The following is a 23,108-nucleotide window of genomic DNA, read 5'->3' as shown; positions in this document are numbered from 1 at the left end:
ACCATGATAAGATCACTATTTTTAATGTTGCTATTATTAGCCGGATTGCTTGCCGGCCCATATTTATCCGGCAAGCAAGGTTATGTCCGTATTGAAACTGCCGACAACATTGTCGAAATGTCTCTTACCACATTGGTGATTTTCTTTGTGATTTCACTGGCGGTGGTCTATAGCATTGAAGCGGCAATCAGCCGTTTTTGCCGTTTAAGTAATAACACTTACAGTTGGTTTTCCCGCCGTAAACGCGTAAAAGCGCAAAAACAAACCTTGGAAGGGTTAATGCGTATGGATGAGGGCGATTATTCTAAAGCGGAAAAACTCATCGGCAAAAACGCGAAACATTCCGATGAGCCGGTATTAAACTTTATTAAAGCGGCTGAAGCGGCACAACAGCGTGGCGATGAGTTCAGCGCCAACCGTTATTTAATTCAAGCGACAGAACTTGCCGGCACCGACAGCCTGATTCTAGAAATTGCCCGCACCCGCATTTTATTGCAACAAAACAAATTGCCTGCCGCGCGCAGTTCCGTAGATAGCCTATTGGTCATGGCAGGTCGCAATAAAGAAGTCTTGAAATTAGCCGTAGATATTTATTTAAAATCAAATGCTTACCAAGCTTTGGATAATATTCTTGAACAGGTAGAAAAATCCGCTCTCTATAGCCACGCTGAGCTCGAACAACTCCAACATCAAGTGGAAGACGGCTTGTTAGATGAAAAAATTAACGAAGAAGGCGTAGATGGTTTGCTGGCATGGTGGAATGAACAACCGCGCCAGCGCCGCCAAGATGCCTATGTGAAATTAGGTGTGATTCGCCGTTTGATTGATGGCAATGATCATGAATCTGCCTATGAATTAACGTTGGAATTGGCGAAAAAATTAGAGACCGACAGTCCGCTAATGCAACCGTTATTTAAACAAATTAGCCGCTTACAACCAGAAGATAACAGCAAGTTAGTAAAAATTGTTACCAAGTGGCTAAAAACCGCCAGCCCGTCAATACAATGCTGCGCCCAACGCGCATTGGGGTATTTGTATGTGCGCAACAACGATTTTACTCATGCCAGTGAAGTGTTTAAAGAACTGATTGCCCATAAAGATCAATTAGATCCTAATGACATTCACATGGCCTCTTACGTCTTCGAACAAGTGGGAGATAACGAGACGGCACAGAAATTACGCGAAGAAGGGTTGAAATCCGCCATGTCGGTAGCCACCTTATCCTCGGAAGAAACATCGGAAAAATCCACCGCACTTTAAGCATAGCCCCAATCACATAACCCTCATTAATGCGCCAGAACACCAAACCGGAGCTGGCGCATTTCAATATGCAAAACCGACATCACATACAACTTGTTGGACAAACAGATAAATTATTCCCTTAAAAAGTGCGGTGGTTTTGCCACGTATTTTCGTCTTATACGCTCAAATTTGATCGGGTTTCATTTCGTGCATCAAGATACACGCAACCGTCTCAAGGTAGCGTGCAACTTGTTGCACGAATAAGATAAAGCTATTTCCGTTTCTCTTGCAACGCCTTTAACACCATCGGTGGGACAAGTTGACTCATGTCGCCGTTGTGTAAATAAATTTCACGAATCATGGTGGAAGAAACGTAAGACCACTGTTCCACCGGAGGGAAAAACAGGCTTTCCACGCCATGGGTAAGAAGTCGGTTAAGATGGGCTAACTGCACTTCATATTCAAAATCTGTCGTACTCCGCACCCCACGAATAATGGCTTTGACGTCATACTCCGCGATGGTATGCGCAAGCAAATTATTAAACCCAATGGCCTTAACATTCGACAAATGCGCCACCGATTGACGTACCAACGCGACACGTTCGTCTAACGTGAATAAAGGCTTTTTACTTGGGCTTTCCGCCACCGCCACCAAAACGTTTGAAAAAATCACCGCACTTCGCTCAATAATATTCAAATGCCCGTTCGTAAGCGGATCAAATGTGCCGGGATAAATTACCGTTGTCATTGCTTCATCCTAAGTTTAAATAAGGTTTTAATAAATTCATCACGCGTTGCAACGCACCGCGATTTTCATTTAACACGGCATAACCTGCCTGACCATAACGTTCGCCAAGCTCAGGCGACTGCAAAAAGGTTGCCACCGCTTTGGCTACGGCTTGTGGCGTATCTTCCGTAATTAACACACCTTGCCGTTCAATTAATTTTGTGAAAATCTCAGGAAAGTTCAAGGTATGTTTTCCGCTGATCACCGGCAATTTGAATGCCAACGGTTCTAGGGGATTATGCCCGCCGTGCGCCACCAAGCTGCCACCAACCAACGCTACCTTTGCCATACCGTATAACAACATGAGTTCGCCCATGGTATCACCGAGCAAGACTTGTGTTTCTTCTGTCGGTATTTCGTGGCTGCTACGCCGCATGAAACCAAAGCCCTCTTGTTCAATCAGTTGAGCCACTGAATTAAACCGCTCAGGATGGCGTGGCACCAGAATCAGCAACAAATCCGGATATTGGCGCAATAAAGTGCGGTGACTTTTTAAGATGATTTCATCTTCGCCTTCGTGTGTGCTGGCGGCAATCCAGATAGGGCGCTGGGTATTCCATTGTGCCTTTAATGCTGTAATCTGATGAAAGAGTTCATCACTCACATTCAAGTCATATTTGATATTGCCGGTTACGACTAATCGTTCGGGTGCAATGCCTAATTGCGCATAACGTTGCCCACTCACATCATCTTGCGGAGCAATCAACGTGATGTTATTCAATAGCGGTTTTAACGATTCTTTAAACCAACCGTAACGCGTGGCAGAACGTGCGGATAAGCGCGCGTTAACAATAATAAAGGGAATACTGCGCCGTGCGAATTGGTGAATTAGGTTAAACCAAAGTTCCGTTTCGATAACAATGCCTACGCGCGGTTGTACAAATTCAATAAAACGAGACACCGCACCCGGCAAATCATAAGGCAAATACACATGGGTCACGCTGTTGCCAAAAACCGCTTTTACCCGTTCGGAACCGGTGGGCGTCATTGTGGTCACTGTGATCGCCAGTTGCGGATAATCTTGCTGAATCCGCTTAATTAAAGGAACGGCGGCAATCACCTCACCAACAGAAGCGGCGTGAAGTAAGACGCCGTTCGGCAACGGAGATTGCGTGTTACCATAGAAGCCATAACGCTCGGCGAGACGTTTACGATAGTGGGGCGCGCGAAAACTGCGCAAGACCATAAAAAGGCACAGCAGAGGCTGAGCAAGATACATCAAACAGGTATAGAAAAAACGTAACATAGCAAATGTGTTGGCTTATGCTAGAATTGCAAAATTAATCAAGACAAACAGGCGTTTAGTATAAGCGTTTGTCACTCATTCACAAAGGATAAAACGATGCCGACTCTTAGTGTTGCAATGATTGTTAAAAATGAAGCCCACCACCTTGCACAATGTTTGGACACGGTAACCGCGTGGGTGGATGAAATAGTGATTTTAGATTCCGGCAGCACTGATGCAACCCAACAGATTGCGGAACAATACGGCGCAAAATTCTACCAAAATACCGATTGGCCGGGATTCGGCAAACAGCGACAATTAGCACAACAGTATGTCACCTCCGACTATGTTTTATGGCTCGATGCAGACGAACGGGTAACCCCTGAGCTACGTCAATCTATTCAAGCAGCTATTGCGCAAGATGCGCCGAATACCGCTTATAAAATCCCGCGATTAAGTGAAATTTTTGGTCATAAAATTCGTCATTCCGGCTGGTATCCGGATTATGTTATTCGGTTATATCGTAAAGATTTTGCCCATTATGGCGATCAACTGGTGCATGAAAAAGTAGAACTGCCGGCAAATGCCAATATCCAAAATTTACAAGGGGATTTGTTGCATTATACATACCAAAATATCCACCATTACCTAGTTAAATCTGCCGGCTATGCCAAAGCGTGGGCAGACCAACGAGAAAAAGCCGGTAAAAAAGCAACGTTATGGCAAGGCATCAGCCATGCTGTAGGCTGTTTTGTCAAAATGTATTTTATTCGTTTGGGATTCTTAGATGGCAAAGCCGGCTTATTACTGGCGATTCTTTCAGCGCATTCCACTTTTGTGAAATACGCTGATTTATGGGTAAGAACACAAAAATCAGACTCATAAAAAACGCACCTTAGCAAGGTTACTTACTAAGGTGCGAATCATTTGGATGTGAGACGGAATCAGAGAAATTACATCATTCCGCCCATACCTCCCATGCCGCCCATACCGGCAGCACCGAGGTCAGCTTTGTCATCTTTTGGTAATTCAGTCACCATACACTCGGTAGTGATCATTAAACCAGCGACAGAAGCGGCAAATTGCAATGCGGAACGAGTTACTTTGGTCGGATCCAAGATACCCATCGCAATCATATCGCCGTATTGCTCGGTACCTGCGTTATAACCAAAGTTTCCTTCGCCATTTTTCACCGCACTTGCAACCACAGAGGCTTCTTCACCTGCGTTTGTCACGATTTGACGTAACGGTGCTTCCATGGCACGAAGAGCAAGTTTAATACCCACGTTTTGTTCTTCGTTGTCGCCACGTAAATCAGCAACTTTGCTGGCCGCACGAATTAATGCGACGCCACCACCGGCAACCACGCCTTCTTCTACCGCTGCACGGGTAGCGTGTAGTGCATCTTCCACGCGGGCTTTTTTCTCTTTCATTTCTACTTCAGTTGCTGCGCCGACTTTAATTACCGCAACACCACCAGCGAGTTTCGCCACGCGTTCTTGCAATTTTTCTTTGTCGTAGTCGGAAGTAGATTCTTCGATTTGTTGACGAATTTGTGCCACACGACCTTGGATTTGCGCTTCATCACCAATACCGTCGATGATAGTGGTGTTATCTTTATTGATCACAACGCGTTTTGCTTGACCTAAATCTTCAAGAGTGGCTTTTTCTAACTCCATACCGATTTCTTCAGAAATCACCGTACCGGCCGTTAAAATCGCAATGTCTTGTAACATCGCTTTACGACGGTCACCAAAGCCTGGCGCTTTCACTGCAGCTACTTTCACGATGCCACGCATGGTGTTCACTACCAATGTTGCCAACGCTTCGCCTTCTACGTCTTCAGCAATGATTAATAACGGTTTACCTGCTTTTGCGACGCCTTCTAATACCGGTAATAATTCACGAATATTAGAGATTTTTTTATCGACTAATAAAATGAATGGATTATCTAATTCTACTGTTGCCGTTTCCGGTTTGTTGATGAAATACGGGGAAAGGTAACCGCGGTCAAATTGCATCCCTTCAACTACATCCAACTCATCTTCTAAACCGGTGCCGTCTTCTACGGTAATCACGCCTTCTTTACCCACTTTTTCCATGGCTTGTGCGATTAATTGACCCACAATGCTGTCGGAGTTTGCGGAAATGGTACCCACCTGTTCGATTTCTTTAGAGGTTTCGCAAGGTTTAGAAAGGGATTTAAGTTCGGCAACGACGGCAGTAACCGCTTTGTCGATACCGCGTTTTAAATCCATTGGGTTCATGCCTGCCGCTACGGCTTTTAAGCCTTCGTTCACGATGGCTTGTGCTAGAACAGTTGCAGTGGTTGTACCGTCACCGGCGGCATCATTGGCTTTAGAAGCAACTTCTTTCACCATTTGTGCGCCCATGTTTTCAAATTTATCTTCTAATTCGATTTCGCGCGCCACAGACACACCGTCTTTAGTAATGGTTGGTGCGCCGAAAGATTTGTCTAACACTACGTTACGGCCTTTTGGACCAAGAGTGACTTTTACTGCGTCGGCTAAAATGTTTACACCTCTTAACATTTTCACGCGTGCGTCGTTACCGAATTTTACGTCTTTTGCTGCCATGTTTAATTTCCTTTTATTTTGTTGCGTGAGATTGCTCCCACCATGATCTATTTCGTTTAAAGTGCGGCCGTTTTTTCAGCGTGTTTTTGCTTATTCAACGATCGCTAAAATATCGCCTTCGGAAAGGATGAGTACTTCCTCACCATCAATTTTTTCTGTTTTCACACCGTAGCTGTCGCTGAAAATCACGATGTCGCCCACTTTTACGTGCATTGGGTGAATGCTACCGTTTTCTAATAAACGGCCAGGGCCGACCGCTAATACTTCCGCGCGGGTAGATTTGGTGGCTGCAGAACCGGTCAATACGATACCGCCGGCAGATTTAGTTTCCACTTCTTCACGTTTTAAAATCACTTTGTCGTGTAATGGACGAATATTCATCTGAAATTTCCTCTATTTCTTAAATTAATAAAAAAGCTTCTTCTATATGGGAATCATTTTTCCGCTTTCAAGGGAAAGACAAAATTATTTTAACCGTTTATTTTCATCCGCTTCCTTTTCAAATTCCGCCTCAAAAATCTCGCCATCTCTAGGAGGATTGTTTTGAGAGGAATAAAAAGTGCGGTCGGTTTTAAAGATGTTTTGTCGAAAGAATACAAACCTACTGCCAATGAAAGCGTTGATCATGTAACGACCGAGAGGGCTTAACAGCACACAGGCGAAAATATCGGTAACAAAGCCGGGAATGACAAAAAGCACACCGGCAACAAGCCAGCGTAGTGAGCTGAAAATCGTGTCAGTGGGCAATTCGCCTTGTGTGAGCTGCTGTTTCACTCGCGTGAGGCTGTACCAACCACGTGCGCGGATGATGGCAATGCCCAGTAACGAAGAACTAATCAACAACAAAATGAGCATGAGGATACCCAACTGGCTTCCTAGCCAAACCAGTAGGCTCAGTTCCACATAAATAAATAGAAAAACAGCGAAAAGAAAAATGATAAACGGCATGTTCGCTCCTTAAAAATACGTTGGATGTGCATATTACCCGCTTTATTCTGCAGTGCAACTTTTATTCATGCCTACACCTTTCGGGTAAAAAAAACTAATCTGAAAAATAAAAATAACTCTTAAAGGCGCGTCAAAAATCTGTGACTTAGATCAATTAAATTTTGGTCTAATTTTCTATAATCTAAATATTTCAAAGCAACGTGTTATGTATAAAAGGAGAGCCCAAATGACACAATACAGAAAAGAAGTGGATTTATTAGGTGAACGTGAAGTCCCTGCAGATGCTTATTGGGGTATTCACACCTTAAGAGCGGTAGAAAATTTTAATATTTCGAATGTCACTATTTCCGATGTGCCTGAATTTGTTCGCGGCATGGTGATGGTGAAAAAAGCAGCGGCATTGGCGAACGGTGAGTTGGGTGCCATTCCAAAAGAAATTGCAGAAGCTATCGTAAAAGCTTGTGATGAAGTGTTGGTGAACGGCAAATGTTTAGATCAATTCCCGTCCGATATTTACCAAGGCGGTGCAGGTACTTCCGTCAACATGAACACCAATGAAGTGATTGCCAACTTAGCGTTAGAAATTTTAGGTCACAAAAAAGGTGAATATAAATACCTTGACCCAATGGATCATGTGAACGCCAGCCAATCCACCAACGATGCGTACCCTACCGGTTTCCATATTGCCGTGTATAACAGCGTAATCAAACTTCTTGAAAAAGTCGCTTATTTGCAACAAGGCTTTGAAAACAAAGCGAAAGAATTCGAGAAAGTATTAAAAATGGGTCGTACCCAATTACAAGATGCGGTGCCAATGACCGTGGGTCAAGAATTCAAAGCGTTTGCGGTGTTAATGGCTGAAGAAGTGAAACACTTAAAAGCGGCGGCGGCACACTTGCTGGAAGTCAACATGGGGGCGACCGCAATTGGTACCGGTTTAAATACCCCGCAAGGCTATGTACCGACTGTGATTAAATATTTATCACAAGTCACCGGATTACCTTGCAGTGGCGCAGAGAACTTAATTGAAGCGACTGCTGACTGTGGCGACTATGTTTCCGTGCATGGCGCGTTAAAACGCACTGCGGTGAAATTGTCAAAAATCTGTAACGACTTACGTTTACTCTCTTCTGGTCCGCGTGCAGGTATTAAAGAAATTAACTTGCCTGAATTACAAGCCGGTTCTTCCATCATGCCGGCTAAAGTGAACCCGGTTGTGCCGGAAGTGGTGAACCAAGTGTGCTTCAAAGTGATTGGTAACGACACCACTGTGACTTTCGCGTCAGAAGCGGGTCAATTACAATTAAACGTGATGGAACCGGTGATTGTTCAAGCCATGTTTGAATCCATTGAGATTTTAGGCAACGCCTGTGTAAACTTGCGCGATAAATGTGTTGATGGCATCACTGTCAACAAAGAAACCTGCGAAAACTACGTTTACAACTCCATCGGTATTGTCACTTACTTGAACCCGTTCATCGGCCATCACAACGGCGACTTAGTGGGTAAAATCTGTGCGCAAACCGGTAAAGGCGTGCGTGAAGTGGTCTTGGAAAAAGGCTTGTTAACCCAAGAACAATTGGACGACATCCTTTCCGTAGAAAACTTGATGAATCCGACTTATAAAGCAAAATTAAATAAATAAAAAGTGAACAAATCAGTAAATTAGTTATCGAATAGTTAGCTTGTTTATTTAGTCAAAATCAGCGTCCTAATGGATTAGGCGCTGATTTTTTTGTATACCGAAATAAAAATGACATGAAAAAACAAAGCGTAAATTCCTTTCATATCCCTTGAATTCTCTCAATTAACCTCAATATAGTTTGCATATTTCTGTTTTATAAAGGACAACATTATGACTACGATTGTAAGTGTACGTCGCAACGGCAAAGTGGTTGTGGGCGGTGACGGACAGGTTTCCCTTGGCAATACGGTGATGAAAGGCAATGCGCGTAAAGTGCGTCGTTTATATAACGGCAAAGTATTGGCGGGTTTTGCGGGCGGCACGGCAGATGCCTTTACGTTGTTTGAGCTTTTTGAGCGTAAATTAGAAATGCACCAAGGGCATTTACTGAAAAGTGCGGTGGAATTAGCAAAAGATTGGCGCACTGATCGTGCATTGCGTAAATTGGAAGCGATGCTAATTGTGGCGGATGAAAAAGAAAGCCTGATCATTACCGGTATCGGCGATGTAGTACAACCGGAAGAAGATCAAATTCTTGCTATCGGCTCTGGCGGCAACTACGCTTTATCTGCTGCCCGTGCGTTGGTGGAAAACACCGAGTTGTCGGCACGTGAAATTGTGGAAAAATCTCTCAAAATTGCCGGTGAAATTTGCGTGTTCACCAACACCAATTTTACTATTGAAGAATTGCCGAATTAAAAAATTATAAGGAATCAACCATGTCTGAAATGACGCCTCGTGAAATAGTTTCTGAATTAGATCAACATATTATCGGTCAAAGCGACGCCAAGCGTGCAGTAGCAATTGCCCTAAGAAACCGCTGGCGCAGAATGCAGTTACAAGAGCCAATGCGCCATGAAGTGACCCCGAAAAATATTCTTATGATTGGACCGACCGGCGTGGGAAAAACGGAAATTGCCCGCCGTTTGGCAAAATTAGCCAATGCGCCGTTCATTAAAGTAGAAGCCACTAAATTTACCGAAGTAGGTTATGTGGGCAAAGAAGTGGATTCCATTATTCGCGATTTAACCGACAGCGCCATGAAATTGGTACGTCAACAGGAAATCGTCAAAAATCGTGCTAAAGCGGAAGAAGCGGCAGAAGAGCGAATTTTAGATGCCTTATTGCCTGCGGCGAAGAACCAATGGGGTGAAGTGGAAAACCGCGATAGTCAAAGTAACACCCGTCAGATTTTCCGTAAGAAACTACGCGAAGGTCAGTTAGACGATAAAGAAGTGGAAATCGATGTGGCCGGTGTATCCATGGGCGTGGAAATCATGGCACCTCCTGGCATGGAAGACATGACCAGTCAATTACAATCCATGTTTGAGAACCTTTCCGGTAGCCAAACCAAAAAACGCAAAATGAAAATTAAGGATGCGTTAAAAACCTTAATTGACGATGAAGCGGCGAAATTGGTGAACCCGGAAGAGTTGAAACAAAAAGCCATTGATGCGGTGGAACAAAACGGCATCGTGTTTATCGATGAAATCGACAAAATTTGTAAGAAAGGCGAATACAGTGGCGCGGATGTTTCCCGTGAGGGCGTGCAACGCGATTTATTGCCGTTGGTGGAAGGTTCTACCGTGAACACCAAACACGGCATGGTGAAAACCGATCACATCTTGTTTATCGCTTCCGGTGCGTTCCAAGTGGCGCGTCCGTCAGATTTAATCCCGGAATTACAAGGTCGTTTGCCAATTCGTGTGGAATTATCAGCACTCACCGCCGAGGATTTCGAGCGTATTCTGACTGAGCCGAACGCCTCTTTAACCGAGCAATACAAAGCCTTAATGGCAACGGAAGGGGTGAATATTGAGTTTACTCAAGATGCTATTAAGAAAATCGCCGAAGCGGCATTTCGTGTCAACGAAAAAACCGAAAACATCGGTGCCCGCCGTTTGCATACCGTGATGGAACGCTTAATGGATAAAATCTCTTTCAACGCCAGCGACATGGATGGACAAACCGTGAACATTGATGCCGCGTATGTCAGTGAGGCATTAGGTGAAGTAGTAGAAAATGAAGATTTAAGTCGCTTTATTCTTTAATCTTCTGGTTTTATTTAGGGTACGACAAATGTCGTGCCCTTTTATTTATCAAGTGCGGTAGAATTTTAGAAAGTTTTTGTAGTTAGTCACTAAGTTGTTTACAATGTGCCCACTTTTTCATTCGCCTGAGTACAAATTATGCAGACAAAAAAATTATTCATTGCGCTCTTATTAGGCACGGCAACACTCACCGGTTGTTCATCAACCATTGATCCGGAAACCGGAGAACGTAAAGATGCCTTAGAGGGTTTTAATCGTAAAATGTGGGATTTTAACTACCATGTTGCGGATCCTTACGTATTAAAACCTCTTGCTCAAGGCTGGAAAGAATATGTCCCTTCCCCAATTCGAACCGGAATTGTTAACTTTGCTAATAACCTCGATGAGCCTGCAAGCTTTGCTAACCGTTTAGTGCAAGGTGAATTTAAATTGGCAATGGTTCATTTCAACCGTTTTTGGTTAAACAGTATCTTTGGTTTAGGTGGCGTAATTGATATTGCAAGCTACAGCGCACCACTTAAAAAAGAAGAAAATTCCCGTTTCGGCGATACGTTAGGTCGCTATGGCGTGGGAACCGGCCCTTACATTATGCTTCCCGTATATGGCCCGGCAACACCACGACAAGATATTGGTAACCTAGCAGATACAACCTATCCAATGTTGTCATTATTAGGCCCTTGGAGTTTATTAAAATGGACGGTTCAAGGTATCGATACGCGTGCAAGTTTAATGGATAAAGAAGCATTGTTAGAGCAGGCTCAAGATCCTTACGTTACTTTCCGCGAAGCTTATTTCCAAAATATTGACTATCGCATCCGTGCCAACAAGAAAGAAGAAAAAGCAACTCCGGCCTTATCAGAAGATATTCTTAATCAAATTGACTGATTAATTTTCTCTTTAATTCATAATTAGTGAATCGTAGCGTGCAACTTGTTGCACGAAATCGTGAATACTCGAAAAGGTTAAATAACGTTCCGTGCATGATTTGATCATGCTGTGAATTACGCACGAGGTTAATCATTCGTGCAACAAGTTGCACGCTACGAGGGGTAAATAATCTTCCTATATGTTGAGTTTTGGTTGTCAGTCTTGTTTTCGTTATATCGCGAGAATTTTTTCTGTTCATCGCTTAAGCTATTTAGCTCAATACACATCGCGTATGGTTTTTATCGCCAGACTTTGTGGCTGGCTATAATAAAAAAGGACTGACTCTCTTAGGAATCAGTCCTTAATTTTTATGAAATCACTGTGTCCGCTGTAATTAACGTTTAGATTTCACTAACTTCTCTGTCAGTTCGTAAGCACGAAGTTTCGCTAATTCTTTAGAAAGTTTAAGCATTAACAATTCGTAATCAGCATCATGGTGATGTTGATGAATATTTTCTTCCGCACGTTTCTTAGCAGCAAGAATACGCTCGCTATCAAGCTCTTGACCACGAATTGCGACATCCGCAAGCACAGTCACAATCGTTGGTTGAACTTCTAAAAAACCACCAGAAACATAGATAACTTCTTCGCTATCATTTTCTAAAGTAAATTTAACAATACCTGGCTTGATTGCCGTCAATAAAGGGGTGTGCCCCGGTAAAACACCGAGTTCACCCTCAATACCTGTTGCTTGAACACTTTTCACATTACCGGAAAAGATTTTTTGTTCTGCACTTACGACTGTTAAATTAAATGTTGCCATGTTTTTCTCCTTCAAGTTTGATATGCATCAGCTTGAAGTGATTACATATTTTTGGCTTTTTCTAGCGCTTCGTCAATTGAACCGACCATGTAGAACGCTTGTTCCGGAACATGATCGTATTCGCCGTTTAAAATACCTTTAAAGCCACGAATGGTTTCTTTTAACGGAACGTATTTACCTGGTGTACCGTTAAATACTTCAGCAACGAAGAACGGTTGTGATAAGAAACGTTCGATCTTACGCGCACGGGCTACAACCAATTTATCTTCTTCAGATAATTCATCCATACCAAGAATCGCAATAATATCTTTCAATTCTTTATAACGTTGTAAGATACCTTGTACGCCACGAGCAACATCATAATGCTCTTGACCAACAACTAATGGGTCTAATTGACGAGATGTAGAATCTAGTGGGTCAACCGCAGGATAAATACCTAAAGACGCAATTTGACGGCTCAATACAACGGTTGAGTCTAAGTGCGCAAAGGTAGTTGCCGGAGATGGGTCAGTCAAGTCATCCGCAGGCACATAAACCGCTTGTACGGACGTGATAGAACCTGTTTTAGTTGAAGTAATACGCTCTTGTAATACACCCATTTCCTCTGCAAGGGTTGGTTGGTAACCTACCGCTGATGGCATACGACCTAATAATGCAGATACTTCCGTACCAGCAAGAGTATAACGATAAATATTATCCACGAAGAACAATACATCACGACCTTCATCACGGAATTTTTCCGCCATGGTTAAACCGGTTAACGCAACACGTAAACGGTTACCCGGTGGCTCATTCATTTGACCGTAAACCAAAGATACTTTATCCAATACGTTGGAATCTTTCATTTCGTGGTAGAAGTCGTTACCTTCACGGGTACGCTCACCTACACCAGCAAATACGGAGTAACCTGAGTGTTCAATCGCGATATTACGGATTAATTCCATCATATTTACGGTTTTACCTACACCCGCACCACCGAATAAACCAACTTTACCCCCTTTTGCAAACGGGCAAATTAAGTCGATCACTTTAATACCGGTTTCTAATAATTCGGTACTGTTTGATTGTTCTTCGTAGCTTGGTGCAGAACGGTGAATAGACCAACGTTCTTCTTCACCAATTGGACCTTGTTCGTCAATTGGATCACCTAACACGTTCATAATTCGACCAAGGGTTTTTGTTCCTACCGGTACTTGAATCGGATCGTTTGTGTTTTCTACTTTTAAACCACGTTTTAAACCGTCGGAAGCACCTAATGCGATACAACGTACCACACCGCCACCTAATTGTTGTTGAACTTCAAGGGTCAAACCTGTTTCAACATTTAATGCATCATAAACTTTTGGTACTGCATCTTGTGGAAATTCGACGTCAATCACCGCACCGATGATTTGTACAATTTTACCTGTCGCCATTACCGTTCCTCTTCTATTAAATCGCAGCCGCACCGGCAACGATTTCATTTAATTCATTTGTGATACTTGCTTGACGAGCTTTGTTATACACCAACCGCAGGTCATTAATTAAATTTCCTGCATTATCTGTTGCTGCTTTCATTGCTACCATTCGAGCCGCTTGTTCTGAAGCTAAATTATCTACAACCGCTTGATAAACTTGAGATTCTAAATAACGAACTAAAAGGCTGTCTAATAACACTTTTGGTTCAGGTTCGTAAATATAATCCCATGCCTGTTGTCTTTCGCTTAAGTGATCGTTTTCCATTTCCGGTAAAGGAACTAATTGTTGTACAACCGGTTTTTGCGACATCGTATTAATGAATTTATTGTATGCAATATAAATTGCATCAATTTCTCCATTACGATAAGCATCAAACATGGTATTTGCTACACCAATTAATTCTTCTAAAGAAGGGTTATCGCCCAAACCGGAAAGTTGGCTTTTTACCTTAAAACCAAGGGAACGGAAAAAACTAATCCCTTTAGAACCAATCAAGCCAAGCTCAGTCGTCGCATTTTGTGATTTCCAGTCTTTAATTTGGTTAAGTGTGGTTTTAAATAAATTCACGTTTAAACCACCGCACATTCCACGATCAGTAGAAATCACTAAAACACCCACTTTTTTCACATCCCGTTCAACTAAGAACGGGTGTTTATAACCGATACTTGCTTTAGACACATGGCTGATAACACTACGGATAGTTTCAGAATACGGACGAGATGCCGCCATACGGTCCTGCGTTTTACGCATTTTCGAGGTTGCAACCATTTCCATTGCCTTGGTAATTTTCTGCGTACTTTGTACGCTGGCAATTTTGGTTTTTATCTCTTTTGCACCTGCCATCTTATTTCTCCGTTACTACCAAGCACTATTCGCTTTGAAACTATCTAAAATACCTTTTAATGTATCTTTGATTTCATCATTATAGTTACCGGTTTTAGTAAGCTCTTGCATAAACTCGGCATAATTACGATTTGCATAATCTAGAAGTGCGGTTTCAAAACTTGCAATTTTAGATAACTCAACATCGTCTAAATAACCAAATTCAACTGCAAATAACACTACTGCTTGCTCAGCAACAGAAAGCGGAGAAAATTGTTTTTGTTTCAACAATTCGGTTACTTTTTCACCATGAGAAAGTTGTTTACGAGTTGCATCATCAAGATCTGAAGCAAACTGAGCAAATGCCGCTAATTCACGATATTGTGCAAGTGCAGTACGAATACCACCCGCAAGTTTCTTAATCACTTTAGTTTGTGCAGAACCACCTACACGAGAAACCGAAATACCCGGGTTCACCGCAGGACGAATACCGGAGTTAAACAAGTTAGATTCTAAGAAAATCTGACCATCGGTAATAGAAATCACGTTAGTAGGAACGAATGCAGAAACGTCACCCGCTTGAGTTTCAATAATTGGAAGAGCAGTTAAAGAACCGGTTTTTCCTTTTACTTCGCCTTTGGTGAATTTTTCTACGTATTCTTCATTTACACGAGAAGCACGTTCAAGCAAACGTGAGTGTAAGTAGAACACGTCTCCAGGATATGCTTCACGACCTGGTGGACGACGTAATAATAGGGAAATTTGACGATAAGCTACCGCTTGTTTAGAAAGATCATCGTAAACGATTAATGCATCTTCACCACGATCACGGAAATATTCACCCATTGCACAACCGGCATAAGGTGCTAAATATTGTAATGCTGCAGATTCAGACGCAGATGCCGCAACCACGATAGTGTTAGCTAATGCACCATGTTCTTCTAATTTACGTACTACGTTAGCAATTGTTGACGCTTTTTGACCAATTGCCACATAGATACATTTAATGCCTGAATTACGTTGGTTAATGATGGCATCAATCGCTAATGCTGTTTTACCGGTTTGACGGTCACCGATAATCAATTCACGTTGACCACGACCGATTGGCACCATGGAGTCAACCGCTTTATAACCGGTTTGTACTGGTTGATCAACGGATTTACGTTCAATTACACCCGGCGCGATAACTTCAACCGGAGAAAAACCGTCATTTTCAATTTCACCTTTACCATCAATTGGTTGACCAAGGGTGTTTACAACACGACCTAATAAACCACGACCAACCGGCACTTCAAGAATACGGCCGGTACATTGCACTTCCATTCCTTCGGCAAGATCGGCATAAGGCCCCATAACTACCGCACCAACCGAATCGCGTTCAAGGTTAAGTGCCATGGCATAACGGTTGCCCGGTAAGGCGATCATTTCGCCTTGCATCACATCGCTTAAACCATGGATACGAATAATCCCATCACTAACAGAAACAATCGTTCCTGTATTGCGGGCTTCGCTCACCACATCAAATTGAGCAATGCGTTTTTTAATCAATTCACTAATTTCAGTTGAATTTAGTTGCATTTTCTAATCCTCTTATAATTGCAACTCATTTGCTAAACGGGCAAGCTGTCCGCGACTACTTCCGTCAATCACAAAATCTTCTGTACGAATGATAACGCCAGCAATGAGCGAGCTATCAACGTTGCAATTTAACTTAACTTTTTGGGCTAATCTTTTTTCCATTGCGGCTGCAATTCTTTCTTGTTGCATGACGCTTAATGGTTGAGCCGATATGACGTTCACTTCCGCAATAGCTTTATATTCCTCAACATAATGTTGGAATTCTTTAAAAACTTGCGGAAGAACAGTTAAACGCTTATTTTCAGCCATTAACCGAACTAAGTTTTGCCCATATTGATCTAATTGTTCACCACAAATTGAGATCACCGTATCTGCTAATTTTTGTGCAGAAAGAGAACCTGTTAGATAATTTTGCATTGTTTCGTTTTTCACTAATTCAGCAAGAAAACCTAACATTTCATTCCATTTTTCTACCGCACTTTTGTCAGATGTACTTTGTTCAACGGCAAAATCAAACGCTGCTTTAGCATAAGGGCGAGCTATGGTAGTTAATTCTGACATAAGCTCAACCTTCTTATAGTTCTGCAACTAATTTATCAATAATGTCATTGTTGGCTGCTTCATCCACAGTACGTCCAACAATTTTTTCAGCACCTGCAATGGCCAAAGACGCAACTTTTACACGTAATTCTTCTTGAACACGTTTACGTTCAGCTTCAACCTCAGCATAGCCTTGTTCAATGATTTTCGCTTTAAGTTCTTCGGCTTCTGCCTTCACTTCGTCTAAAACTTCATTGCGACGTTTATTGGCTAAATCTAAAATTTCTTGCGCTTGAATTTTCGCTTCAGAAATTTCCTTTTCAACAAGCATTTTAGTATCTGCTTGTTCTTTTTTAGCCGCTTCAGCAGAAGCTAAAGCATTCGCAATTTGGCTTTGACGTTTTTCAATTGCACTAATAATTGGTGGCCAAACAAATTTCATGCAGAACCACACGAAAATTGCAAACGCAATCAGTTGACCAATTAATGTTGCATTTAGATTCACAACGTCCTCCTTAATCTGCTTGTTTTACGTTGATAAGCAAATAAGGTGATTATTGTAATAAACCGATGAATGGGTTTGCGAAAATGAAAAGTAAAGAAATACCAACAGCAATCATCGCAATCGCATCCAATAAACCTGCAACGATAAACATTCTTGTTTGCAAGCTAGAAGCAAGCTCAGGTTGACGAGCGGAAGATTCTAAGAATTTACCGCCTAAAATCGCAAATCCGATAGCTGTACCTAATGCTGCGAATGCAAGAAGGATTGATGCACCGATAATTGTAGCTGTAATTACAGTTTCCATAATGTTCTCCAATAGAAGTTAAGTTTAGCCCTAGAGCCGGTTAATAAAAAATAAAATTAATGATCTGCTTTGTTATAAGCGATACTTAAGTAAACCACCGTCAACATCATAAAGATGAATGCTTGTAGCGTAATGACCAAAATATGGAAAATCGCCCAAACAAGGTGTAATGGAATTCCCAATGCCGCAATTGCCATATTGGCAGAATACATCACAGCAATGAGAATAAAGATTAATTCCCCTGCATACATATTACCGAATAAACGGAATGCGAGAGAAATTGGTTTAGCCAGTAAAGTAACGGTTTCAAGAATAAAGTTAACCGGAATAAACGCCCAGTGATTAAATGGGTGTAAAGTATATTCCTTAACCAATCCACCAAAGCCTTTAGATTTTACTGTATAGAAAAGAATTAAGAAAAAGACACAGATTGACATGCCGAGCGTTGCACTAATATCTGCTGTTGGCACAGCTCTCAAATAGTGAATACCGAACAAACCTGCGAATTGTGGAAGAAAATCGACTGGGATTAAGTCGATGGCATTCATAATGAACACCCAACAAAAAATGGTTAATGCTAACGGTGCAACAACATTGCGTGGACCATGAAAGTTTTCTTTTACGATACCATTGACCCATTCCACTAAAATTTCGACCAAACATTGCATTTTGCTTGGTACGCCCGGTGTCGCTTTTTTCGCAACACGTGAAAAAACGAAAAGGAAAATAATGGCTGATACGATAGAGAAAAACAGCGTATCGACATGAATATGCCAAAAACCCTCACCGGTCTTTAAAAAAGACAAATGGTGGCCGATATACTCAGAGGTTGTTTGTCCGGACATAGTTGACCCTTTATATAGAACTTAAAATTAAGACCTGTTCAGCAAAAATGGAACGACATTGTTCAACACTAATGCCACGAAAAAACCTGCAAAAAATAAAATGAATTCACTTACATGAAATCCTTTAAACGCAGCAATGATACATAGTATCGTTAATGCAAACTTTACCGCTTCCCCACGATAAAGTGCGGTCAATTTTGTTGATAAATGCTGTTTACGATAAAAAATAAGATACACAAAAGCACAAAAAGGTAGAAAAGCACAGAAAAATCCAAGACAGAAATCAACCGCACTTTTCCACTGCCAAAGTGAAATTAACGCACCGATAATGAGTAAAATCCCCATTTCAATCCATATTGATTTTTGGTAACAATGCTTCGCTTGCGTTAAAACCCTAGACATCACATTATTTTTTAGTATGCAAAAACTGGCTAATTATACATTTAGCACAGAGAGATTCAACTTAAAAAAGGGGAAAAACTGTTAAATAAATCACACTTTTAGAAATTTAATGCAGAATGATTAAATGTCGTTCACCTACAAGCTCAGGAACATGGAGTTTAATCACCTCTTTAACCATAAATTTCCCCTCCAAGGCTTGAACTTCCTCATTGTGATAGAGGCCTTTTAAAGCATAAAAATGCCCCTCTTTTTTCGGTAAATGATGGCACCAGTCGGTCATATCCTTTAACGAGGCAAAAGCACGACTTAATACCCCGTCAAATTGGTGATCGGGTTGATATTCTTCCGCGCGACTCAACACTGCTTCAACATTGGTAAGCTCTAACTCACATACCGCATTGCGAATAAAACTGATCCGTTTACCCAAGCTATCTAACAAAACAAACTGTTTTTGCGGATTAATGATAGCTAAAGGCAAGCCGGGCAAGCCCGGGCCGGTACCGACATCAATAAAACGATCACCTTGTAAATAAGGGCTCACCACAAGACTGTCTAAAATATGTTTAACCATCATTTCCTGCGGATCACGCACAGACGTTAGATTATAAGCCTTGTTCCATTTATCGAGCAATAAAACCAACTTCACTAACTGTTGTTGCTGTTGTTCTGTCACAGAAAGTGCGGTCTGTTTTAACAATGTTTTTAGCTTATCCGTTAATTGAAGTTCTAAATTAGTCATTATTCACCACGTTTTAGCATGCCTTGCTTTTTCAAATTCACTAGAATGATGGAAATCGCTGCCGGCGTAATACCGGAAATACGGCTCGCTTGTCCGATAGAGACCGGACGATGTTGTTCCAATTTTGCCCGCACTTCGTTAGATAAACCGGAAACTTTGCTGTAATCAAAGTGAACCGGAATAGCTGTATTTTCGTGGCGTTTTTGTTTTTCGATTTCCTCTTGTTGATGCTCGATATAGCCTTGATATTTAATGGCGATTTCTACTTGTTCTACCGCTTCTTTATCTTCCATTGCCGGTTGATATGGCGTTAAGGAAGTCAAAATATCGTAAGTCATTTCCGGACGGCGTAATAAATCTTCACCACTGGCTTCACGCACTAATGGACTATTCAATACTTTATTGGCTTCTTCTAGGTATTCAGAACGTGGATGCAACCAAATACTGCGTAAGCGTTGACGCTCTTGCTCGATATTTTCCATTTTTTGGTTAAAACGAGCCCAACGTGCGTCATCAATTAATCCTAATTCATGGGCAATTGGCGTTAAACGAATATCGGCATTATCTTCACGCAATAACAAACGGTATTCCGCACGAGAAGTAAACACGCGATAGGGTTCTTTTGTTCCTAATGTACAGAGGTCATCCACCAACACACCGGTGTAAGCTTGATCACGGCGCGGAAACCAGGCTTCTTTCTCTTGTACGTAAAGACCAGCATTAATCCCAGCCAATAAGCCTTGTGCTGCTGCTTCTTCATAACCGGTCGTACCATTAATTTGACCGGCAAAGAATAAACCTTGAATGGATTTGGTTTCTAAGGTGGGTTTTAAATCACGTGGATCAAAATAATCATATTCAATGGCATAACCCGGTTTCACAATGCGGGCATTTTCCAACCCTTTCATGGAATTGACGATACCCATTTGCACGTCAAACGGTAAACTGGTTGAAATCCCATTCGGATACACTTCATTACTGGTTAAGCCTTCCGGTTCTAAATAAATTTGGTGCGAATTACGATCTGCAAAGCGCATTACTTTATCTTCAATCGATGGGCAATAACGTGGTCCGATCCCTTCAATGACACCGGTATACATCGGACTACGATCCAAGTTATTACGGATCACATTATGGGTTTGTTCGTTGGTGTAGGTGATATAACAAGGAATTTGTTGCGGGTGATCAGAAACGGATCCCATAAAAGAGAACACCGGCAATACTGCATCGCCATGTTGTTTAGCTAAAACTTCAAAATTGATCGTACGTGCATCAATACGTGGCGGTGTTCCGGTTTTTAAGCGATCCACACGTAAACCAAGATCTCTTAAACGATGAGAGAGGGTTACCGAAGCCGGATCACCTGCACGTCCTCCTTCATAATTTTGTAAACCAATATGGATCTTACCGGCTAAGAAGGTGCCGACGGTTAAGATCACAGATTTTGCATGAAACGTAAGCCCCATTTTCGTTGTAACACCGGTTACACGATCTTGTTCAATTAAGATATCTGTGGCTTCTTGTTGGAAAATATCTAAATTCGGTTGATTTTCAAGGGCGATTCTGACGGCTTGACGATATAACACACGATCCGCTTGCGCACGTGTTGCGCGTACGGCCGGGCCTTTACTGCTGTTTAATGTACGAAATTGAATACCGGCTTTATCGGCGGCATGCGCCATTAATCCGCCCATGGCATCCACTTCTTTTACTAAATGCCCTTTGCCAATTCCGCCAATCGCCGGGTTACAAGACATTTGTCCGAGAGTATCTACATTATGAGTAAGTAATAGGGTTTTTAATCCCATACGTGCAGGTGCCAATGCGGCTTCTGTTCCTGCATGACCGCCACCGATCACGATGACATCATAGGTTTCAGTGTAAAACATGATTATGAATGATCTCTATTTTAAATGAGGTACGGATCTGTTGATCCTTGAAAAAATTGGTCGCTATTTTACTGAAAATCTTAGGTGGTTAAAAGATGCGTTTCAGTGAAAGAAAAAAGAGGGATCGGGAGAAGGATCTTCGCTAATAAGAAATAAGATCTTTATATAGAGATCTTTTATTATTACTATTATAAGGATCATAAAAACCGTTGAATAAGATCGTTTTTACGTTGTAAATGAAATACATAGATCATTTTCAAACGTGTTAAGATCTTCCCGATCGATACCGTTAATTCTTGTGTATAACTTCCTTATTTATCCACAGGTTGATTAGCATCAGAATTTATTCATCACATAAAAACAGATTTTTAACAATAATCACCGAAGTTATCCACACTCTGTTTGCTTTTTTATTGATTAAATATTATGCGTAAAATTAGGTAACCAGTCTTCTGCGCACTGTTCTTGATCAGATTCTGTTAAGACATCAATGCGTAAAGCATCGGTTATTTTGACCGCACTTTTTGCCAATAAACTTTGTTCTACTTTGTCCACGGCAAAGCAAAAGGTATCGTAATCAGAATTTCCTAAACCGATCACCGCAAATCTTAAGTGGGAAAGGTCATTATCACTTGCATCCAGAGCTTCAAATAACGGTTTGAGGTTATCCGGTAATTCGCCTGCGCCATGAGTGGAAGTCACCACTAGCCATAATTTTTCATTAATTACGTCATTTAATGCCGGGCCGTGGTGCAATTCAGTACTGAAACCTTGTTGTTGTAATCGGCTTTCTATGTGTTCGGCAACATATTCGGCACCGCCTAAAGTGCTGCCGGTGATTAAGCAAATGTGAGGTTGCATTTTTTCTCCCAAAAAAGAAGGCTTAGATTAACTAAGCCTTGGTTTAATAAAGAATCGTTAGATACTGTCAGTGATGCCTAAAAGTGAGCGTAAACGTTCTTGAATATTTTGATGTTCGCTTCTTAATTGTTCGTTTTCACTGCGTAACGCATCGTTTTCTTGTTGTGATCTGCCGTTTTTTTCTTTTAATTCATCCACTTCGAGTTGAAGGAGTTGAATGGTTTCAACGGCTTGTTTAATTTTGTTTTCTAACTGATCTAAAACTTCTAATGACATAGTGATTTCCTCTAAAAAATGGATAAAAAGTGGAGGTATTCTACCGACTTAATTGATTTTATTAAAGCAAAGAATCGCATTGTCTGTTAATTCATGGGGCTAGTCGTCCTCTGTAAAGGGAATTTTCTTAAAAATTCACCATGAAGCAGAAAAAACCTTGAAAAAACTGACCGCACTTTTGAGTTGATGAAGACGTCAGGTTGTCTAGGGCAGACGCATCCATGGAAATCTAGCAGTCTTCACGGCTAGATTGTTATTTTTATTCTTTTTTATTAGAATATTGAGACAATTACTAAGGTTATTTCAGGAATCAATTATGGCGAATTGGAACGGACAATACATTAGCCCTTATGCAGAACATGGCAAAAAAAGCGAACAAGTGAAAAAAATTACGGTTTCCATTCCAATTAAAGTGCTTGAAATTTTGACAAATGAACGCACTCGTCGCCAAATTCGTAATTTACGCCACGCAACAAACAGTGAATTGCTTTGTGAAGCTTTCTTACACGCCTTTACCGGCCAGCCTTTGCCAATAGATGAGGATTTGCTCAAAGAGCGCAGCGATGAAATTCCTGAAGAAGCGAAAGTGATTATGCGTGAGTTAGGTATTGATCCGACCAAATGGGAATATTAATTTATCATTTCTCTCTTTGCCCTCTTCTTTT

At 41.6% G+C, this 23,108-nt stretch carries 25 protein-coding genes; 7 read left to right on the top strand and 18 right to left on the bottom strand.

What is annotated here, in order from left to right:
- The first annotated feature begins 3 nt into the window (after positions 1–3).
- The gene (locus tag AC30SF_RS00295) at positions 4–1,260 is read left to right on the top strand and encodes a heme biosynthesis protein HemY (RefSeq protein ID WP_489607191.1); all 1,257 of its coding nucleotides are present in this window, start codon (positions 4–6) and stop codon (positions 1,258–1,260) included.
- 253 nt (positions 1,261–1,513) lie between these two features.
- Here the strand turns inward: AC30SF_RS00295 and coaD are convergent, their stop codons facing one another.
- Positions 1,514–1,990 carry a pantetheine-phosphate adenylyltransferase gene (gene coaD, locus AC30SF_RS00290; protein ID WP_376922030.1) on the bottom strand — a complete coding sequence of 159 codons (477 nt, stop codon included), beginning with the start codon at positions 1,988–1,990 and terminating at the stop codon, positions 1,514–1,516.
- A gap of 4 nt (positions 1,991–1,994) precedes the next feature.
- On the bottom strand, positions 1,995–3,275 hold the full coding sequence (waaA, locus tag AC30SF_RS00285; protein ID WP_489607190.1) for a lipid IV(A) 3-deoxy-D-manno-octulosonic acid transferase: 1,281 nt from the start codon (positions 3,273–3,275) through the stop codon (positions 1,995–1,997).
- 96 nt (positions 3,276–3,371) lie between these two features.
- Between waaA and AC30SF_RS00280 the strand changes: the two genes are divergently transcribed.
- On the top strand, positions 3,372–4,139 hold the full coding sequence (locus AC30SF_RS00280; RefSeq protein WP_489607189.1) for a glycosyltransferase family 2 protein: 768 nt from the start codon (positions 3,372–3,374) through the stop codon (positions 4,137–4,139).
- 68 nt (positions 4,140–4,207) lie between these two features.
- Here AC30SF_RS00280 and groL read toward each other — a convergent pair whose 3' ends face one another.
- The 3 genes from groL to AC30SF_RS00265 all read right to left on the bottom strand — a co-directional run bounded on the left by groL (position 4,208) and on the right by AC30SF_RS00265 (position 6,799).
- Complete coding sequence (groL, locus tag AC30SF_RS00275) at positions 4,208–5,851, bottom strand: chaperonin GroEL (protein ID WP_489607188.1); 1,644 nt, start codon at positions 5,849–5,851, stop codon at positions 4,208–4,210.
- 90 nt (positions 5,852–5,941) lie between these two features.
- Complete coding sequence (locus AC30SF_RS00270) at positions 5,942–6,232, bottom strand: co-chaperone GroES (protein ID WP_489607187.1); 291 nt, start codon at positions 6,230–6,232, stop codon at positions 5,942–5,944.
- Positions 6,233–6,316: 84 nt separating this feature from the next.
- The gene (locus tag AC30SF_RS00265) at positions 6,317–6,799 is read right to left on the bottom strand and encodes an FxsA family protein (RefSeq protein WP_489607186.1); all 483 of its coding nucleotides are present in this window, start codon (positions 6,797–6,799) and stop codon (positions 6,317–6,319) included.
- 226 nt (positions 6,800–7,025) lie between these two features.
- On the opposite strand from AC30SF_RS00265, the gene aspA reads away from it, so the two are divergent.
- The 4 genes from aspA to AC30SF_RS00245 all read left to right on the top strand — a co-directional run bounded on the left by aspA (position 7,026) and on the right by AC30SF_RS00245 (position 11,419).
- Entirely contained in the window at positions 7,026–8,444 is a 1,419-nt protein-coding gene (gene aspA, locus AC30SF_RS00260) for an aspartate ammonia-lyase (RefSeq protein WP_489607185.1), read from the top strand.
- A gap of 210 nt (positions 8,445–8,654) precedes the next feature.
- Positions 8,655–9,182, top strand: a complete 528-nt coding sequence (gene hslV, locus AC30SF_RS00255; RefSeq protein ID WP_005704683.1) for an ATP-dependent protease subunit HslV — start codon at positions 8,655–8,657, stop codon at positions 9,180–9,182.
- Between the two features lie 20 nt (positions 9,183–9,202).
- The gene (hslU, locus tag AC30SF_RS00250) at positions 9,203–10,534 is read left to right on the top strand and encodes an ATP-dependent protease ATPase subunit HslU (protein WP_489607184.1); all 1,332 of its coding nucleotides are present in this window, start codon (positions 9,203–9,205) and stop codon (positions 10,532–10,534) included.
- Positions 10,535–10,672: 138 nt separating this feature from the next.
- Positions 10,673–11,419, top strand: coding sequence for an MlaA family lipoprotein (locus AC30SF_RS00245; RefSeq protein WP_489607183.1), 747 nt, complete (start codon positions 10,673–10,675; stop codon positions 11,417–11,419).
- 376 nt (positions 11,420–11,795) lie between these two features.
- On the opposite strand, the gene AC30SF_RS00240 is transcribed toward AC30SF_RS00245, so the two are convergent.
- The 13 genes from AC30SF_RS00240 to zapB all read right to left on the bottom strand — a co-directional run bounded on the left by AC30SF_RS00240 (position 11,796) and on the right by zapB (position 22,443).
- Entirely contained in the window at positions 11,796–12,224 is a 429-nt protein-coding gene (locus AC30SF_RS00240) for a F0F1 ATP synthase subunit epsilon (RefSeq protein WP_021616106.1), read from the bottom strand.
- Positions 12,225–12,265: 41 nt separating this feature from the next.
- The gene (gene atpD, locus AC30SF_RS00235; protein ID WP_006719891.1) at positions 12,266–13,639 is read right to left on the bottom strand and encodes a F0F1 ATP synthase subunit beta; all 1,374 of its coding nucleotides are present in this window, start codon (positions 13,637–13,639) and stop codon (positions 12,266–12,268) included.
- A 16-nt stretch (positions 13,640–13,655) separates the two neighbouring features.
- The gene (gene atpG / locus AC30SF_RS00230) at positions 13,656–14,525 is read right to left on the bottom strand and encodes a F0F1 ATP synthase subunit gamma (RefSeq protein ID WP_489607182.1); all 870 of its coding nucleotides are present in this window, start codon (positions 14,523–14,525) and stop codon (positions 13,656–13,658) included.
- 15 nt (positions 14,526–14,540) lie between these two features.
- A complete protein-coding gene (gene atpA / locus AC30SF_RS00225; RefSeq protein WP_021616109.1) occupies positions 14,541–16,082 on the bottom strand; it encodes a F0F1 ATP synthase subunit alpha in 1,542 nt (513 codons plus the stop codon).
- A gap of 12 nt (positions 16,083–16,094) precedes the next feature.
- The gene (atpH, locus tag AC30SF_RS00220) at positions 16,095–16,643 is read right to left on the bottom strand and encodes a F0F1 ATP synthase subunit delta (RefSeq protein ID WP_033002533.1); all 549 of its coding nucleotides are present in this window, start codon (positions 16,641–16,643) and stop codon (positions 16,095–16,097) included.
- 13 nt (positions 16,644–16,656) lie between these two features.
- Positions 16,657–17,127, bottom strand: a complete 471-nt coding sequence (gene atpF, locus AC30SF_RS00215; RefSeq protein ID WP_021616111.1) for a F0F1 ATP synthase subunit B — start codon at positions 17,125–17,127, stop codon at positions 16,657–16,659.
- Between the two features lie 49 nt (positions 17,128–17,176).
- Positions 17,177–17,431, bottom strand: coding sequence for a F0F1 ATP synthase subunit C (gene atpE / locus AC30SF_RS00210; protein ID WP_021616112.1), 255 nt, complete (start codon positions 17,429–17,431; stop codon positions 17,177–17,179).
- A 56-nt stretch (positions 17,432–17,487) separates the two neighbouring features.
- Positions 17,488–18,276, bottom strand: a complete 789-nt coding sequence (atpB, locus tag AC30SF_RS00205) for a F0F1 ATP synthase subunit A (RefSeq protein ID WP_021616113.1) — start codon at positions 18,274–18,276, stop codon at positions 17,488–17,490.
- A 27-nt stretch (positions 18,277–18,303) separates the two neighbouring features.
- A complete protein-coding gene (locus tag AC30SF_RS00200) occupies positions 18,304–18,678 on the bottom strand; it encodes an ATP synthase subunit I (RefSeq protein ID WP_296027729.1) in 375 nt (124 codons plus the stop codon).
- A gap of 106 nt (positions 18,679–18,784) precedes the next feature.
- Positions 18,785–19,417, bottom strand: coding sequence for a 16S rRNA (guanine(527)-N(7))-methyltransferase RsmG (rsmG, locus tag AC30SF_RS00195; protein WP_479743719.1), 633 nt, complete (start codon positions 19,415–19,417; stop codon positions 18,785–18,787).
- Positions 19,417–21,306 (bottom strand): tRNA uridine-5-carboxymethylaminomethyl(34) synthesis enzyme MnmG, encoded by a 1,890-nt coding sequence (mnmG, locus tag AC30SF_RS00190; RefSeq protein WP_489607181.1) that lies wholly within the window; start codon positions 21,304–21,306, stop codon positions 19,417–19,419. The genes rsmG and mnmG overlap by 1 nt, the downstream gene beginning before the upstream one ends.
- Before the next feature lie 417 nt (positions 21,307–21,723).
- The gene (gene mioC / locus AC30SF_RS00185; RefSeq protein WP_295973370.1) at positions 21,724–22,167 is read right to left on the bottom strand and encodes an FMN-binding protein MioC; all 444 of its coding nucleotides are present in this window, start codon (positions 22,165–22,167) and stop codon (positions 21,724–21,726) included.
- 57 nt (positions 22,168–22,224) lie between these two features.
- Positions 22,225–22,443 carry a cell division protein ZapB gene (zapB, locus tag AC30SF_RS00180; protein ID WP_021616118.1) on the bottom strand — a complete coding sequence of 73 codons (219 nt, stop codon included), beginning with the start codon at positions 22,441–22,443 and terminating at the stop codon, positions 22,225–22,227.
- Between the two features lie 316 nt (positions 22,444–22,759).
- On the opposite strand from zapB, the gene metJ reads away from it, so the two are divergent.
- A complete protein-coding gene (gene metJ, locus AC30SF_RS00175; RefSeq protein WP_489607180.1) occupies positions 22,760–23,077 on the top strand; it encodes a met regulon transcriptional regulator MetJ in 318 nt (105 codons plus the stop codon).
- Positions 23,078–23,108: the final 31 nt, after the last annotated feature.

This window comes from Aggregatibacter valvarum (genome assembly GCF_980468985.1).
This window is presented reverse-complemented; position numbering and strand designations above follow the sequence as displayed.

What these genes read in the sequence shown, in the direction of transcription:
- atpD (WP_006719891.1), bottom strand. Translation starts at nt 13,639, where the DNA reads ATGGCGACAGGTAAAATTGTACAAATCATCGGTGCGGTGATTGACGTC.
- mnmG (WP_489607181.1), bottom strand. Translation starts at nt 21,306, where the DNA reads ATGTTTTACACTGAAACCTATGATGTCATCGTGATCGGTGGCGGTCAT.
- atpE (WP_021616112.1), bottom strand. Translation starts at nt 17,431, where the DNA reads ATGGAAACTGTAATTACAGCTACAATTATCGGTGCATCAATCCTTCTT.
- metJ (WP_489607180.1), top strand. Translation starts at nt 22,760, where the DNA reads ATGGCGAATTGGAACGGACAATACATTAGCCCTTATGCAGAACATGGC.
- atpB (WP_021616113.1), bottom strand. Translation starts at nt 18,276, where the DNA reads ATGTCCGGACAAACAACCTCTGAGTATATCGGCCACCATTTGTCTTTT.
- mioC (WP_295973370.1), bottom strand. Translation starts at nt 22,167, where the DNA reads ATGCAACCTCACATTTGCTTAATCACCGGCAGCACTTTAGGCGGTGCC.
- AC30SF_RS00245 (WP_489607183.1), top strand. Translation starts at nt 10,673, where the DNA reads ATGCAGACAAAAAAATTATTCATTGCGCTCTTATTAGGCACGGCAACA.
- atpA (WP_021616109.1), bottom strand. Translation starts at nt 16,082, where the DNA reads ATGCAACTAAATTCAACTGAAATTAGTGAATTGATTAAAAAACGCATT.
- AC30SF_RS00270 (WP_489607187.1), bottom strand. Translation starts at nt 6,232, where the DNA reads ATGAATATTCGTCCATTACACGACAAAGTGATTTTAAAACGTGAAGAA.
- hslV (WP_005704683.1), top strand. Translation starts at nt 8,655, where the DNA reads ATGACTACGATTGTAAGTGTACGTCGCAACGGCAAAGTGGTTGTGGGC.
- atpG (WP_489607182.1), bottom strand. Translation starts at nt 14,525, where the DNA reads ATGGCAGGTGCAAAAGAGATAAAAACCAAAATTGCCAGCGTACAAAGT.
- rsmG (WP_479743719.1), bottom strand. Translation starts at nt 19,417, where the DNA reads ATGACTAATTTAGAACTTCAATTAACGGATAAGCTAAAAACATTGTTA.
- coaD (WP_376922030.1), bottom strand. Translation starts at nt 1,990, where the DNA reads ATGACAACGGTAATTTATCCCGGCACATTTGATCCGCTTACGAACGGG.
- groL (WP_489607188.1), bottom strand. Translation starts at nt 5,851, where the DNA reads ATGGCAGCAAAAGACGTAAAATTCGGTAACGACGCACGCGTGAAAATG.
- AC30SF_RS00200 (WP_296027729.1), bottom strand. Translation starts at nt 18,678, where the DNA reads ATGTCTAGGGTTTTAACGCAAGCGAAGCATTGTTACCAAAAATCAATA.
- AC30SF_RS00240 (WP_021616106.1), bottom strand. Translation starts at nt 12,224, where the DNA reads ATGGCAACATTTAATTTAACAGTCGTAAGTGCAGAACAAAAAATCTTT.
- hslU (WP_489607184.1), top strand. Translation starts at nt 9,203, where the DNA reads ATGTCTGAAATGACGCCTCGTGAAATAGTTTCTGAATTAGATCAACAT.
- atpH (WP_033002533.1), bottom strand. Translation starts at nt 16,643, where the DNA reads ATGTCAGAATTAACTACCATAGCTCGCCCTTATGCTAAAGCAGCGTTT.
- AC30SF_RS00295 (WP_489607191.1), top strand. Translation starts at nt 4, where the DNA reads ATGATAAGATCACTATTTTTAATGTTGCTATTATTAGCCGGATTGCTT.
- waaA (WP_489607190.1), bottom strand. Translation starts at nt 3,275, where the DNA reads ATGTTACGTTTTTTCTATACCTGTTTGATGTATCTTGCTCAGCCTCTG.
- AC30SF_RS00265 (WP_489607186.1), bottom strand. Translation starts at nt 6,799, where the DNA reads ATGCCGTTTATCATTTTTCTTTTCGCTGTTTTTCTATTTATTTATGTG.
- AC30SF_RS00280 (WP_489607189.1), top strand. Translation starts at nt 3,372, where the DNA reads ATGCCGACTCTTAGTGTTGCAATGATTGTTAAAAATGAAGCCCACCAC.
- zapB (WP_021616118.1), bottom strand. Translation starts at nt 22,443, where the DNA reads ATGTCATTAGAAGTTTTAGATCAGTTAGAAAACAAAATTAAACAAGCC.
- aspA (WP_489607185.1), top strand. Translation starts at nt 7,026, where the DNA reads ATGACACAATACAGAAAAGAAGTGGATTTATTAGGTGAACGTGAAGTC.